12 protein-coding genes are annotated in these 13,069 nt (G+C 73.9%); 4 read left to right on the forward strand and 8 right to left on the reverse strand.

Translation table 11 applies throughout. The features are described from left to right. Positions 1 to 366: 366 nt before the first annotated feature. The gene (locus ACWD6P_RS32225) at positions 367 to 717 is read left to right on the forward strand and encodes a hypothetical protein (RefSeq protein WP_451447729.1); all 351 of its coding nucleotides are present in this window, start codon (positions 367 to 369) and stop codon (positions 715 to 717) included. 46 nt (positions 718 to 763) lie between these two features. On the opposite strand, the gene ACWD6P_RS32230 is transcribed toward ACWD6P_RS32225, so the two are convergent. Further along, a complete protein-coding gene (locus ACWD6P_RS32230) occupies positions 764 to 1,378 on the reverse strand; it encodes a Yip1 family protein (RefSeq protein WP_451447730.1) in 615 nt (204 codons plus the stop codon). A 170-nt stretch (positions 1,379 to 1,548) separates the two neighbouring features. Here ACWD6P_RS32230 and ACWD6P_RS32235 point away from each other — a divergent pair, with 170 nt between their 5' ends. Next, positions 1,549 to 2,265, forward strand: a complete 717-nt coding sequence (locus ACWD6P_RS32235; protein ID WP_451447731.1) for a VIT1/CCC1 transporter family protein — start codon at positions 1,549 to 1,551, stop codon at positions 2,263 to 2,265. Positions 2,266 to 2,352: 87 nt separating this feature from the next. Here ACWD6P_RS32235 and ACWD6P_RS32240 read toward each other — a convergent pair whose 3' ends face one another. The 4 genes from ACWD6P_RS32240 to ACWD6P_RS32255 form a co-directional block, all read right to left on the reverse strand. Beyond that, positions 2,353 to 3,477: a P1 family peptidase gene (locus ACWD6P_RS32240; protein WP_451447754.1), complete on the reverse strand. Its 1,125-nt coding sequence runs from the start codon at positions 3,475 to 3,477 to the stop codon at positions 2,353 to 2,355. Beyond that, positions 3,470 to 4,306, reverse strand: coding sequence for a L,D-transpeptidase family protein (locus ACWD6P_RS32245; protein WP_451447732.1), 837 nt, complete (start codon positions 4,304 to 4,306; stop codon positions 3,470 to 3,472). Before ACWD6P_RS32245 ends, ACWD6P_RS32240 begins: the two co-directional genes overlap by 8 nt. Before the next feature lie 464 nt (positions 4,307 to 4,770). After that, on the reverse strand, positions 4,771 to 5,916 hold the full coding sequence (locus ACWD6P_RS32250; RefSeq protein WP_451447733.1) for a low temperature requirement protein A: 1,146 nt from the start codon (positions 5,914 to 5,916) through the stop codon (positions 4,771 to 4,773). Positions 5,917 to 6,023: 107 nt separating this feature from the next. After that, entirely contained in the window at positions 6,024 to 7,013 is a 990-nt protein-coding gene (locus tag ACWD6P_RS32255) for a methyltransferase (protein WP_451447755.1), read from the reverse strand. A gap of 257 nt (positions 7,014 to 7,270) precedes the next feature. Here ACWD6P_RS32255 and ACWD6P_RS32260 point away from each other — a divergent pair, with 257 nt between their 5' ends. Continuing rightward, positions 7,271 to 8,545, forward strand: coding sequence for an amidohydrolase (locus ACWD6P_RS32260; protein WP_451447734.1), 1,275 nt, complete (start codon positions 7,271 to 7,273; stop codon positions 8,543 to 8,545). Positions 8,546 to 8,668: 123 nt separating this feature from the next. Continuing rightward, complete coding sequence (locus ACWD6P_RS32265; RefSeq protein WP_451447735.1) at positions 8,669 to 9,736, forward strand: MerR family transcriptional regulator; 1,068 nt, start codon at positions 8,669 to 8,671, stop codon at positions 9,734 to 9,736. 4 nt (positions 9,737 to 9,740) lie between these two features. Here ACWD6P_RS32265 and ACWD6P_RS32270 read toward each other — a convergent pair whose 3' ends face one another. Genes ACWD6P_RS32270 through ACWD6P_RS32280 form a run of 3 tightly spaced genes read right to left on the reverse strand, consistent with a single transcriptional unit; the run spans position 9,741 to position 12,915 of the window. Next, entirely contained in the window at positions 9,741 to 10,955 is a 1,215-nt protein-coding gene (locus tag ACWD6P_RS32270) for an FAD-dependent oxidoreductase (RefSeq protein WP_451447736.1), read from the reverse strand. Positions 10,956 to 11,003: 48 nt separating this feature from the next. Beyond that, positions 11,004 to 11,939, reverse strand: coding sequence for a sulfite exporter TauE/SafE family protein (locus ACWD6P_RS32275; RefSeq protein WP_451447737.1), 936 nt, complete (start codon positions 11,937 to 11,939; stop codon positions 11,004 to 11,006). 1 nt (position 11,940) lies between these two features. Next, complete coding sequence (locus ACWD6P_RS32280) at positions 11,941 to 12,915, reverse strand: GntR family transcriptional regulator (protein WP_451447738.1); 975 nt, start codon at positions 12,913 to 12,915, stop codon at positions 11,941 to 11,943. Positions 12,916 to 13,069: the final 154 nt, after the last annotated feature.

Here is a 13,069-nt window from a genome sequence, read left to right on the forward strand (position 1 = left end):
TGTGCGGGCTGGGGGGGGGGGTGTCTTTCCCCCACCCACCGGGGGTGGGGGCGGGCCGGAGGGGCAGTGTTTCCGGACGTAAAGCGAAGCAGTCCGGAAACACTGCCCCGGAGGACCGTCACCGGCAGCCGAACAGCCCCGCGCAGCGGCACCGCCCGCCGCAGGCGAACCCACAGCAACCCCCACGGCGGGACAGCCGAAAACGTCGGCCGCGGCAAAGCGCAGCGGAATGGTCCAAGCGCAGAAATGTCATAGGAGATGCGTCACTTCGGGACCTAAGCCCCAAGATTCCCTGTTGAAAGTCCTGGGGTGTGGTGTCTACTGACTGCAGCCCAGCGCCGCGCCTCACCCGTCCGGGAGGACCGCATGCTTCCCTCCGCATCGATTCTGCAGCAGATCGGCCTCGGCGTGCTCTTCGCGCTGGCCGTCGTCTGGGCCGTCGGACTGGCCAGACTGCTGCGACGGGGGCGCTACGAGGCGGCGATGCGGCGGGACCGGCGGGAGATGCGGGTGCGCTATGCGGTGCGCGGTCCGGAGGAGGCGCCCTCCCCCGCCCGCGGCTCCGGCCGGGCGGGGGAACCCTTCTCGCCGGAACTGCTCGGCTCGGTGCCGCGGCAGACCGGGCCGGCCGGGCCGCCGGCGGAGTGTGTGGAGCTGAGCGCCGCGGAGCGCACCGCGTTCGAGGAGCTCGTACGGCAGCTGACCAGCCGGAGTTGAGCCGGCGTCCGGTCTGGTGCGGCATCAGGCCGAGCGGCTTCGGCGCTCAGTAGACCGGGCCTAGCCTCAGCAGCGCCAGCGCGGCGAGCATCTGCACCGACACCGTCGCCGCGGCCTTCCACGTCGACAGGTGGTGCTGACCCCGTATGAGCAGTACCGCGAGGACGTAGCCGAAGCCCCAGGTCGTCCAGGTCGCGGCCTGGACGAAAGTGGCGCCGCTCGGCAGCCAGGCGGCGATCGCCAGCCGCGGCAGGTCCGTCACCCAGAACAGCACGATGAACAGGCTCGCGGTCGGCGCGAAGCGGCCGCTGCCGCCGAGGGTCCGGGCTATGGCGTGGGTGACCGCCCCCAGCACGAGGCTGGCGGTCAGCACCCCCGCCTCGGCCAGCCCGACGAGCTGCAGCGCCGCCGTACGGTCTGCCGCCCACTGGCCGCGGAACGCATCCATCGACACGACCCCGATGCCGCCGCTGATCAGGCACAGCAGTACCGCCGCGCTCCAGGCGCTGCGGTCCCGCGCCTCGTCCAGGACCTCCACCGGCCGGTACCAGAGCCCGAATATCAGCCGGTGCCACCACAGTCGGCGGCGCGGGGCCGGCTCGCGCGGAGCGGGCTGAAGGAGCGTGGGCGGCGGAGGTTTGGAGGGGGGTGGTGCGGACATACGGCCGTTTCTACCACCGGCCGATCGCGGCCGCCGCGGGGGCGTCGAGCGCGGGGACGGCCGCATTGACCACGGCGTGGACGTCTGGACCGGGTGCGGACGGGGTGAGCGGGGCGCGATCGCGGTGGCGTCGGAGGCGGTGGCACCGGTGCGGATGAGACGCTTCCCGGGTGAGCTTGCAGACACCCGAGCACGACGAGGCGCACGGCGGCGGCCTGGGCAGCCGGCTCAACTGGCTGCGGGCCGCGGTCCTCGGCGCCAACGACGGCATCGTCTCCACCGCCGGACTGGTCGTCGGCGTCGCCGGCGCGACCGACGCGCGCGGAACGCTGTTGACCGCCGGACTGTCGGGGCTGCTGGCCGGGTCCATGTCGATGGCGGCCGGCGAGTATGTGTCGGTCTCCACCCAGCGGGACTCGGAGAAGGCCGCGCTGGCGCAGGAGAAGCGGGAGCTGGCGACCGAGCCGCAGGCGGAACTGGTCGAGCTGACCGAGCTGTTGGCGGGCAAGGGGCTGGCGCCGGAGCTCGCCCGGGAGGTCGCCGAGCAGCTGACCGAGCACGATGCGCTGCGCGCCCACGCGGAGGTCGAGCTGGGCATCGACCCCGATCAGCTCACCAACCCCTGGCATGCCGCCGGTGCCAGCTTTCTCGCCTTCACGGCCGGGGCGCTGCTGCCGCTGCTGGCGATCGTGCTGCCGCCTGCCGCGCACCGGCTGTGGATCACCGTGCTCGCGGTGCTCGTCGCGCTGGCGCTGTGCGGGTGGAGCAGCGCACGGCTGGGCGCCGCGCCCGCGGGCCGCGCGGTGCTGCGCAATGTGGGCGGCGGGGCGCTGGCGATGGCGGTCACCTACGCCGCGGGCTCGGTGCTGGGCGCGGTGGGGGTCTAGGGGCCCGTCCGATGGTCAGGGGGCGCGGTGGGGGTCTGGAGCCCGTCCGATGGGTCAGGCTCGGGAAGGCCCGGCCCTCCTCGCGGCTCAGCCGTTCGTGTCCCCGTACAGCTCCCGGTACGAGGGGAAGAGGCCTCCGGGGCCGTCCACCGTGTCCGCTGCCAGGGCGGCGCGTACCACCGCGCGGGTGAGCACGTCCGCGCCGGCGGCCAGGACGGCGTTCAGGGCGCCGGCCTCCGCCTGGACGCCGAACGGGGGAGCGGCGAGGGACGCTTCGGGGGTGAGCGGGCGGGTGGCGGTGGACAGGGCGAAGACCGTGTCGCCGTCGGAGAGGAGGTGGACCGGCCGGATGGCGCGGGCCAGGCCGTCGTGGGCGGTGCCGGCGAGCTTGTGGGCCTGGGCGCGGGTGAGGGTGGCGTCGGTGGCGACGACGGCGAGGGTCGTGTTGAGGGGCGGGCGGACCGATGCGGCGGAGCGGGCCAGGGATATCTCCGCGGCTTCGGCCAGGCGGCGTAGCGCGGCGGCGTGCCGCTCCGGGTCGGGGAGGGTGACGGGACCGTCGTACAGCCGGCCGTAGAGGGCGCCGGTGAGCGGGTCGGTGAGGGAGCCCGCGGCGTTGACGGCGACGAGGGCGGCGACGGTGGTGCCGGAGGGCAGAACCGCGCTGGCGGTGCCGATGCCGCCCTTGAGGCCGCCGGCCACCGCGCCGGTGCCGGCGCCCGTGGTGCCCTGTGCGACCGCGGCGCCGGGCGCGGTGGCCGCCGCGGCCTCGGCCGCGGCGCGGCCCAGCGCGGCGTCCGGGCGGGCCCGCCAGTCGCCGCCGCGGCCCAGGTCGAAGAGGGCCGCGGCCGGGACGACCGGTACGACCTGGGCGGGGTCCGCCCCCACACGGAAGCCGCGGCCCTGGTCCTCCAGCCATCCGGCGACACCGGACGCGGCGTCGAGGCCGAAGGCGCTGCCGCCGGTCAGCACGACCGCCTCGATGCGCTGGACGAGGTTGCGCGGGTCCAGCGCGTCGGTCTCCCGGGTGCCGGGCCCGCCCCCGCGTACGTCGACGGCGGCGATGACGCCGCCCTCGGGGGCCAGGACGACGGTGGTGCCGGTCAGCGCGCCGTCCCCGATCCGCTGGGCGTGGCCGACCCGCAGGCCCCCGACGTCGGTCAGCGCGTCCTGCGGTCCGGGGTGCGGCCCGGTGCCGGCCCGGTCAGAAATCGGCCGGTCCCATCACGATGACCGGGTGCAGGTCGGGGTCGAGGGTGCGCAGCAGCTGCCGCATCGCCTTGGGCTTGAGGCTCACACAGCCCTGGGTGGGGCCGTCGTGGTCGACGTGCAGCCAGACGCCGCCGCCCTTGCCGTCGCCCCAGGGACGCCGGGGATCGAGGGGGGAGGCGCCGGTCTCGCGGTTGTAGTTGATGGCGATGACGTAGTCGAAGGCGCCGGCCAGCGGCTCGCCCTCGACGCCGGTGCCGTCGGCGACGAAGCTGTTGTTGCGGTCGTAGGGGAGCTTGGTGCCGTCGGGGGGAGGCAGCAGGCCGCCGGCGTCGGTGAGGGTGTAGACCCCGATGGGGGAGCGCAGATCGCCGTAGCGGTGGTCGCTGGTCCAGCCGCGTGCGGCGTTGTGCGCGGGCCAGGCGGGGCCGGGCTGCCAGTCGTTCGAGCCTTCCTCGCGGGTGTAGAGGGTGACCCGGGACTGGAAGGAGTTCATGTCCTGACCGGTGACGACCAGCACCTGCCGGGCGTTGGCCGGTATCCGCTTGCGGGCGGCGTCGCTGAGGCCGGGGATGGGGCGGCTGGCGGGGGTGCGCGGTGTGGCGTTCGGGGCGGATTTCGCCGCGACGGCGGGGGTGCGTGGCGTGTCCGGGCCGGAAGCCGTCGTGGACGTGGTGCTCTTGGCGTCGGTCAGACCGTCGTGGTCGTCGCCCGAGGCCGGCCAGGCCCACAGGGCGGTGCCGACGAGCGTGGAGAGGGCGAGTCCGCCCACGGCCTTGCTGCGCCGGGACAGTCTCGTCCGCGCGCGGGACTGAGCGTGGCGGGGGGCCATGGCGGGCGTCTCCTAGAGGTGCGGACGGCGGTCGGCCTCAGGGGCTTCCCGTAGGAGACCCCCTGTCATAAAAAGGGCAATCTGCACCCTACCGCGTCTGCGTCGGCGCGCCTCCGGGGGCCAGCGGGAACCGTGGGGAACAAGAGGGCGAAGCCCTGAGAAGTGAGGTCCATTGGTGGGTAATTGACGGGGAATGGGGTGGCGGCCCGGTGCGGCGGTACTGGTCGCGGGCCGTCTGCCGGACGGGGTCGAAGATGGCCGAATCTGATGCGGAATCAGGGTGATCTCGGCGGCTGTACGGCCGTTCGGCACACTTATGGGGGAAGGGGCGGGGCCGTCCGCCGGAGCCCCTGGCGAAGACCGGGGCCGGACCCTTCGCCGGGACGGGGGACGCCGTTCGCCGGGACGGGTGACGGAGGCGGAGGGCGGGCGCCGCGCGGCGCCCGGGGCGCGGCCCCCGTCCGCTACTCCTCCAGGGCGGTGCCCTGACGGGCCGTAAGGGTGACGCCCACGGCAACCGTTGCGGATGCCACCAGACCGGCCGCCAGGACCGCCCAGTGCCCGGCGAACGTGCACGCCAGGACCAGCACGGACGACACCGGCAGCACCAGCTGCTGGGCCGGGCCGCGCTTCTGGTGCCGGGAGTGGATCAGCCAGACGGTGAACATGAACAGGGCGGCCGGCACGGTGACGCAGGCGGCCGCCCCGTACGCCGACAGATGCGCCTCGCCGACCGCCTCCTCCACCGCGATCTCGATGCCCGCGCCGACCGCGGCCGCCGAGCCGAAGACGAGGTAGTGGCCGTAGCCCCACAGGAACGCCTGGGTGTTCGAGCGCAGGTGGAGGTGGATGGGCACCGCGAAGTAGATCCAGTACGCGGCGAAGACCACCAGCAGCCCGCCGGCCGCGATCGGCAGCAGGGTGCCCAGCTCGTCGGTCTCGTCCAGCGCCGACTGCACCGCCACGGTGGCCGCCGCGACGGTCTCACCGAGCACGATGATGGTGAACAGGCCGTAGCGCTCGGCGATGTGATGCGGATGCCAGGCCGTCTGCCGCTCCCGTTCGGCCCATACGGGGACGGCCAGCTCCATCAGGCCCACGACCAGGAACACCCAGGGCAGGACGTCGTGGGGCAGGACGAGCAGGCCCAGCCAGCCGACCTGGCACACCGTCACCCCCAGGGCGTAACGCAGCGCGGTGCGCCGTTCGGCCCCCTGGCTGCCGTGGGCGGCCCGCAGCCACTGGGTGACCATGGCCAGCCGCATCACCAGATAGCCGAACCAGATGACGGTGAAGTCGCTGTGCGCGAACGCCCGCGGCACACCGGCGGCCAGCACCAGCACCCCCGCCATCTGGACCAGCGTCACCACGCGGTAGAGCGCGTCATCGGTGTCGTACGCCGACGAGAACCAGCTGAAGTTCATCCAGGCCCACCAGATGGCGAAGAAGAGCATCAGATAGCCGGCGATGCCGTGCCCCGGATGCCCCTCGGCCAGGGCGTGCGCCAACTGGCCGCCGGCCTGTGCGATGGCCACGACGAAGCACAGGTCGAAGAAGAGCTCCAGCGGGGTGGCGGTGCGGTGCGCCTCGTCGCGGCTGCGGGCACGCATGAGGACCGGCACATCAGCTCCTCTCGTCGGCCCGGGGCGGCCCGATCAGTAGAGCGCGGGCCGGGGGCGGGGCCAACGAGGGGAGCGGGTGTGTCGCGGGACGGCCGTCATTCGGCGACGGCCTCCACGATCGAGGGGTAGGACGTGGTCGGCAGCACCCGGGTCAGCCGGAAGCCGTTCGCCGCCAGCAGCGTCGCGAACTCCTCGGCGGTGCGCTCCTTGGCGTCGAGGAGCGCCATCATCGCGACGTCCAGGGTCTTGCCGAAGTGCGGGGCGTTGCCCGACGGCAGTACGCACTCGACGACCAGCAGCCGGCTGCCCGTCGCCATGGCCCCGTGGCAGGCGCGCAGGATGCGCCGGCAGGCGTCGTCGGACCAGTCGTGGAGGATGTGCTTGAGGACGTAGACCTCGCCGCCGGACGGTACGGACGTGAAGAAGTCCCCCTCCTGCGTGCGCCAGCGCCCCTTCAGCTCGTCGCCGTCCAGCAGGTGGTGGGCCAGCGGCGGCGCCTGGTCGAAGAGCACCCCCGTCAGCTGGGGGTGGCGGCGCAGCACGGCGCGCAGCAGACCGCCGCGGCCGCCGCCGACGTCCACGACCGTTCCGGTCTCCGGGAACGGGTACGCGGCGACCACCGCCTCGTCCACCGGACCGGAGACGGACGACATCCCGCTGTCGAAGAGCTCGCGGGTGGCCGGATCCGACAGCAGATGGTCGAAGAAGGGCGCCCCGAAGAGCCGCTCGAAGGCGGCGCCGCCGTGCCGTACCGCCTCCGGCATACCGGCCGATGTCTGCAGGAACAGCTCGTCGGTCATCATCAGGACGGCGGGCCGCAGCGACTGCGGGGCATCCGTGCGCAGCGCTTCGGCGGCCGGCGTCAGCTGGAAGGCGCCCGCGGCGTCCTCCCGGAAGATGCCGCGGGTGGCGAGGTAGCGCAGTACGCGGCGCAGATGCGGGGCGTGGGTGTCGGTGGCCGCGGCGAGCTGCTCGACGGTGCGGGGGCCCTCGGCAAGGCGGTCGGCTATGCGGTGGTGGGCCGCGGTGCGCAGGGCCGCGGAGAAGAGATGGCCCATGGCGAGGTCCATCAGATGGGTCGCCATGTCGTGGGGCTCGCCGGTCGGGTGGTGGAGTGAAGCGGCCAACGTCAGCCTCCGGTCCTCGGCTTGGGCCTGCTGGTCGGCGGTCGCAGGCAGGGGGTGATCCACGGTTGCAGCCGGGGGCGGTGGTGTCACGGGAGGCGGCGCGGCCACCCGCCAAGTCCGGCCAGCGGCGGGTGCGCCGGCGGTCGTCGAGCGGGGCCGGGCCGGGGCCGGGCCGGCGCTCGATGGCGGGCGGTGCTCCATGGTCGAATGCGTATATGAGCGACAGTGACACGACCGCCCCGGTCCCGACCCCCGCCACCGTCCTGGCCCCGCTCGACGACCGCCTCCCGGACCTCGTGGCCCTCTACGAAGACCTCCACCGCCACCCCGAACTCGGCTTCCAGGAGACCCGTACCGCCGCCGAGGCCGCCCGCCGGCTGACCGGCCACGGCTACGACGTCACCACCGGCATAGCCGGGACCGGTGTCGTCGGCGTCCTGCGCAACGGCCCCGGCCCGGTGGTCCTGCTGCGCGCCGACATGGACGCGCTGCCCGTCACCGAGGACTCCGGCCTGCCCTACGCCTCCACGGTCCCCGGCCGGATGCACGCCTGCGGCCACGACGTCCACGTCACCTGTCTGCTGGGCGCCGCCGATCTGCTCGCCGCCGGCCGCGAGCACTGGTCCGGCACCCTGATCGCGCTCTTCCAGCCCGCCGAGGAGGTCGGCAGCGGCGCCCGCGCCATGCTCGACGCCGGCCTCTACAGCAAGGGCCTGGTCCCCACGCCCGACGTGGTGCTCGCGCAGCATGTCGCGCCGTTCGGCGCCGGGCTGATCGCCTACTGCCCCGGCGCCTGTATGGCCGCAGCCGACAGCCTGGAGATCACCTTCCATGGCACCGGTGGCCATGGCTCGCGCCCCGAGACCACCGTCGACCCCCTCCTGATGGCCGCCGCCTTCGTCCAGCGGGTGCAGTCCGTGGTGGCCCGCGAGGTCGCGCCCAAGGACCGGGTGGTGGTCACCGTCGGCTCCTTCCACGCCGGGGACAGCGCCAATGTCATCCCCGACCGGGCCGTCGTACGGCTCAGCGTCCGCACCTTCGACGAGACCGTACGCACCGCCGTACTGGCCGCCGTCGACCGCATCGCCCGCGCCGAGGCCGCCGCCTCCGGTGCCGACCGCGCACCCGAGACCGAGGTCCTGGACTCGTTCCCGGTGACCGTCAACGACGCGGCCACCCTGGACGGCGTCAATGCCGCATTCACCCGGCTCTTCGGTGCACAGCGGCTGTTCGCCTACGAACCGGCGACCGGCAGCGAGGACGCCGGCCTCCTGGCGGCCGCCGCCGAAGCCCCCCTCTACTACTGGTGGCTGGGCGGCTGGGACCCCGAGGAGTTCCGGACGGCCCTGGCCGCCGGACGGCTCGCCCAGGACATCCCCTCCAACCACTCACCGCGGTTCGTGCCGGTGGTCCGGCCGACCCTCGCCATGGGCGTCGAGGCACTGACCGCGGCGGCGCTCAGCCGGCTGGGCCCGGGGACGGCCGGTTGACCTTGTCCCCAGGGGAAGCCCCAGCATCGGCCGTGCCGGGCCGAGGGGGCCCGGTACGAGGAGGACGGACGGCCTGACGGCCGGTCCGGCATACGGCCCGAAGGGCCGGGAGGAGCCCGCCGCATGGCCGCTGACCTGCTGACCATCGGGGCGTTCGCGCGCGCCTGCCGGCTCTCGCCGAAGGCACTGCGGCTGTACGACGAGCTCGGCTTGCTGCGCCCCGCCCACGTGGACCCGGTCAACGGCTACCGGCACTACGCCCCGGCCCAGCTGGAGCGGGCCCGGCTGGTCGCCTGGCTGCGCCGGCTCGGCATGCCGCTGGCCCGTATCCGCGAAGTGGGTGAGCTGACCGGGAACGCGGCGGCCGAGGCGGTCGCCGCGTACTGGGCACAGGTCGAGGCCGATCTCGCCGCGCGCCGTGAGCTGGCCGCCTTCCTCGTCGATCAGCTGCAGCGGAAGGACATCGCCATGACCACCTCGCCCACCCCCCTGACCATGCGCTTCGCGGCCCGTACCGACCGGGGGCTGGTCCGCCCCGCCAACCAGGACGCGGCCTACGCGGGAGCGCGGCTGCTCGCCGTGGCCGACGGTTACGGCGCGAACGGCGGCCCGGCGGCGGCCGCCGCGATCGAGGAGCTGAGGGCTCTGGAGGACCTCGATCTGACGTCGGCGGACCTGCTCACCGTCCTGGAAGAGGCCGCCCATCGCGCCAACCGCGCCGCCCCGTCGGCGGACGAGCCGACGGGCAGCACCCTGACCGCCCTGCTCCGTTCCGGTTCCCGGATGGCGCTCGTGCACATCGGCGACTCCCGCGCCTACGTCCTGCGCGACTCCGGCCTCTTCCGCGTCACCCACGACCACAGCCTGGTCCAGTCCCTGATCGATGAGGGCCGTCTCACGCCCGAGGAGGCGCCGTCGCACCCGCAGCGCGCACGGCTGCTGCGGGCACTCGACGGGCACCCGGAGTTCGCCCCCGACCTGCAGCTGCTTCAGGCACGGCCGGGCGAGAGGTATCTGCTGTGCACCGACGGACTGTCCGCGGTGGTGCCGAACGAGGCGATCCAGGACGTGCTGACCGCGGCCGGCGACCCCGATCAGGCCGTACGGGACCTGATCGGGCTCGCCTACGAGGGCGGTGCGCCGGACAACATCGGCTGTGCCGTCGCGGAGGTGGCCGCGGCGACCGCGTAGGCCTTCAGGCGATGCCCTTCAGCATCCCCTTGAAGTACATCTGCGGCAGGCCGTAGCGCTTGAGGAACCACATGTCGGTGCGCTCACGGGTGGTGTCGATGAACGGGATCGACGGGGTGGGCCGCAGGTCGTAGTCGAACTCGGCGAGCAGCATCTTGTGCCGGGCGGTGACCAGGGGGCAGGAGGTGTAGCCGTCGTAGTGGGCGGTGGCGGGGCGGCCGCGCAGGCCGGAGAGGAGGTTGGCGACGACGACCGGGGCCTGTTTGCGGATCGCCGCGCCCGTCTTGGACGTGGGCAGATTGGCCACGTCGCCGAGCACGAACACCTCCGGGAAGTCGGGGTGCTGGAGGGTCTGCCGGTCGGCCTTGACGTACCCGTAGGGGGAGTCGGGGTCGGCGAGCGGGCCGTCGGCGAGCCACTGGGGGGCCCGCTGCGGCGGTACGGCGTGCAGGAGGTCGTAGTGGACGGTCTCGGTCGTGCCGGTGGCGCGGTCGGTGATCTCCGCCGTGCGCGCCGTGCCGTCCAGGCTGGTCATCTCGGAGCTCAGGCGCACCTCGATGCCGTACCGGGCGGCGGTCTCCTCCAGCGCCCGGGAGAAGACCGGCACCTTGAACATGGCGGGCTCCGGGAGCACCAGGATGGTGCGGATCGAGCCCAGTACGCCGCGCTTGCGCCAGTGATCGGCCGCCAGATACGCGATCTTCTGCGGGGCGCCACCGCACTTCACCGGCCCGGCGGGCATGGTGAACAGGGCGGTGCCGCGGCGCGTCCGGCGGATCAGGTCCCAGGTGAGCGGGGCGAGATCGGGGCGGTAGTTGCTGCTCACGCCGCCGTGCCCGAGGGCCGTGGCCAGACCGGGCACACCGTCCCAGTCGAGCTGCAGCCCGGGCGCCAGCACCAGCCGTCCGTAGGACAGGACCCGGCCGGAGCCGGTGGTGACCGTACGGGCGGCCGGGTCGACGGCGGTGGCGCGCTCGCGCAGCCAGCGCACGCCGGGCGGTATGACGTCCGCCTCGGTGCGCAGCGCGGCGCGCAGCGGGGCCTGGCCGCCGCCCACCAGCGTCCACAGCGGCTGGTACCAGTGCGTCTCGGAGGGCTCCAGCAGCGTGATGTCCCGGACGCCGGCACGGCGTAAGCGGGCGGCGACGGTGATGCCCGCGGTGCCGCCGCCGACGATGAGGACGGGGTGGTGGGCCTGGGCGGCGCTGGGGGGCGTCATGGGGTTCCTCCTGGGGGTGCGGTTGCCGGGTCGAGAGGTGTCGGGCGGTCAGAGGTGGGGGACGGCGGTGGCCGCCATGGTGGCGGCGACCACCGAGATGAGGGAGGCGAAGGCCGTGGTCAGGGTCTCTGGGCGCAGGCGCGCGGTGAGGCGGGGGCCGAGGTGGCTGCCGAGCGCCGCGCAGACCGCGAAGCCGGCCAGCAGCGGCCAGTCGAGGGTGAGGGTGCCGACCCGGGTGCCCAGCGCCGTAAGGGAGTTGATCAGGACGACGAGGAGCGAGGTGCCGATGGCGACCCGCATCTCCAGGCCCAGGACCAGGGTGAGGGCGGGCACGACCACAAAGCCGCCGCCGACTCCGAAGAAGCCGGTGAGCAGCCCTATGGCGGAGGCGGTGAGAGCGAGACGGGAGAGCCCTACGGGGCCCCGTACGGGTTCGCTGAGGCGGCGGCGGTCCTCGGAGGAATTCCCTGCGGGGTTCCCTGCGGGATTCCCTACGGGACTCGCTACGGGGTCCTTTATGGGCTCCCCTACGGGCTCCCCTCCGGGATTGCCTACGGGCTCCCGTGAGGATTCGCTTCCCGACGCGGTCCGCGCTGCGCGCCGCTCGCGCCGCTCACGCCGTGCCCGTAACACCAGCATCACCGCGACCACGAGCATCAGCCCGGCGAACGCTGCCATCAGGACGTCGGGGGACAGCGCCGCGCTCCAGCGGGAGCCGAGGTAGCTGCCGGCCGTACCCAGTACGCCCAAGGTGGCGCCGGCCGTCCAGTGGACCCGGCCCGCGCGGGCGTGGCGCAGGAGTCCGGCCGCCGCACCGGCCGTGACGACGACCAGCGCGCCCGCGGTCGCCGCGTGCGGTGACTGCCCCAGCAGATACACCAGCGCGGGCACCGCCAGCACCGAACCGCCGCCGCCGAGCGCCCCCAGCAGCAGCCCTATCAGCAGCCCGCACGGCAGCGCCGCAACGGCTAAGACGACGGACACGCTAGGCGGACGGACAGGAGGCCGACGACGGGCTCGCGGCCGCGGACGGGCTCGCGACGGAGGACGGGCTCGCGCCGGAAGACTGGCTCGTCACCGCCGAAGGGCTCGCCACCGAGGACGGGCTCGTCACCGCCGAAGGGCTCGCCACCGAGGACGGGCTCGTCACCGCCGAAGGGCTCGCGGCCCGCGGCGCGAGGGCGACCTTCCGGCTGTCGTCGGACCACTCCGCGACGAAGGTGAACCGGTCGCCGCGCACCACCGTCTCCCGCCACTCCACCGGCCGTTCCCCGGCCCGGCCCAGCCGCTCGATGGCGAACGCCGGCTCCCGGTCGGCCAGTCCCAGCAGCCACGCCTGCCGGATGTCCGGCAGGAACGGCTGGATCCGCTCGCGGCCGCCGGTGACCTTCACCGAGCAGCGCCGCGACAGCTCCCCGTAGAGCGAGGTGTGCCCGAAGTCGGCCTCCAGCAGCGGCTCGGCGATCTCGGCGGGCAGATACGCGGTGTCGTGGGCGAGCGGTTCGCCGTCCGCGAGCCGCAACCGCTCCAGTACGACCAGGGGTGCGTCCGGGATCAGCCCCAGATGCCCCGCGACCGTCCCGTCCGCGGTCCGCTCCAGCCGCAGCACCTCGCTGCGCTGCTCGACCCCCTGGCCCTCCAGCTCGCGGAAGAGGCTGTAGAGCGAGCCCAGGGGCTGCTGTATGCGGCGGGTGTCCAGCCGGCTGCCGCGGCCGCGTTCGGCGATCACCAGGCCGTCGGCGCGCAGCTTGCGCAGCGCCTCGCGGACGGTGTGCCGGCTGACCTCGTACTCGGCGGTGAGCCGGTGTTCGGCCGGGAACTCCTCGGTGAACGCGCCGGCCGCCATCCGGCGGCGCAGATCGTCGAAGAGCTGTGCCCAGAGGGGGAGCGGTGAGCGCCGGTCCAGGGGGCGCGGTCCGTGCCCGCCGGGGGCGCCGTCCGTTGGCGGCTCGGTCGTCATGGTGGCTCCTCCGGGGTACGGATACGAGTGCGCGGGTGATGTGACGTCAGCTGATGCCGACTCAAGTCGCCGCGCGGACGGCGTGAGCGCCGCCCCGCTTGTCGCCCATCGACCCGGCTCCTTAATGTACGTACATCCGTGCATCCGCACAACG

The sequence above is a fragment of the Streptomyces sp. NPDC002446 genome (assembly GCF_053595675.1).

Coding starts and splice junctions, on each gene's coding strand:
- ACWD6P_RS32225 (WP_451447729.1), top strand. CDS start 367: ATGCTTCCCTCCGCATCGATTCTGCAGCAGATCGGCCTCGGCGTGCTC.
- ACWD6P_RS32230 (WP_451447730.1), bottom strand. CDS start 1,378: ATGTCCGCACCACCCCCCTCCAAACCTCCGCCGCCCACGCTCCTTCAG.
- ACWD6P_RS32245 (WP_451447732.1), bottom strand. CDS start 4,306: ATGGCCCCCCGCCACGCTCAGTCCCGCGCGCGGACGAGACTGTCCCGG.
- ACWD6P_RS32250 (WP_451447733.1), bottom strand. CDS start 5,916: ATGCGTGCCCGCAGCCGCGACGAGGCGCACCGCACCGCCACCCCGCTG.
- ACWD6P_RS32255 (WP_451447755.1), bottom strand. CDS start 7,013: ATGGCGACCCATCTGATGGACCTCGCCATGGGCCATCTCTTCTCCGCG.
- ACWD6P_RS32260 (WP_451447734.1), top strand. CDS start 7,271: ATGAGCGACAGTGACACGACCGCCCCGGTCCCGACCCCCGCCACCGTC.
- ACWD6P_RS32265 (WP_451447735.1), top strand. CDS start 8,669: ATGGCCGCTGACCTGCTGACCATCGGGGCGTTCGCGCGCGCCTGCCGG.
- ACWD6P_RS32270 (WP_451447736.1), bottom strand. CDS start 10,955: ATGACGCCCCCCAGCGCCGCCCAGGCCCACCACCCCGTCCTCATCGTC.
- ACWD6P_RS32280 (WP_451447738.1), bottom strand. CDS start 12,915: ATGACGACCGAGCCGCCAACGGACGGCGCCCCCGGCGGGCACGGACCG.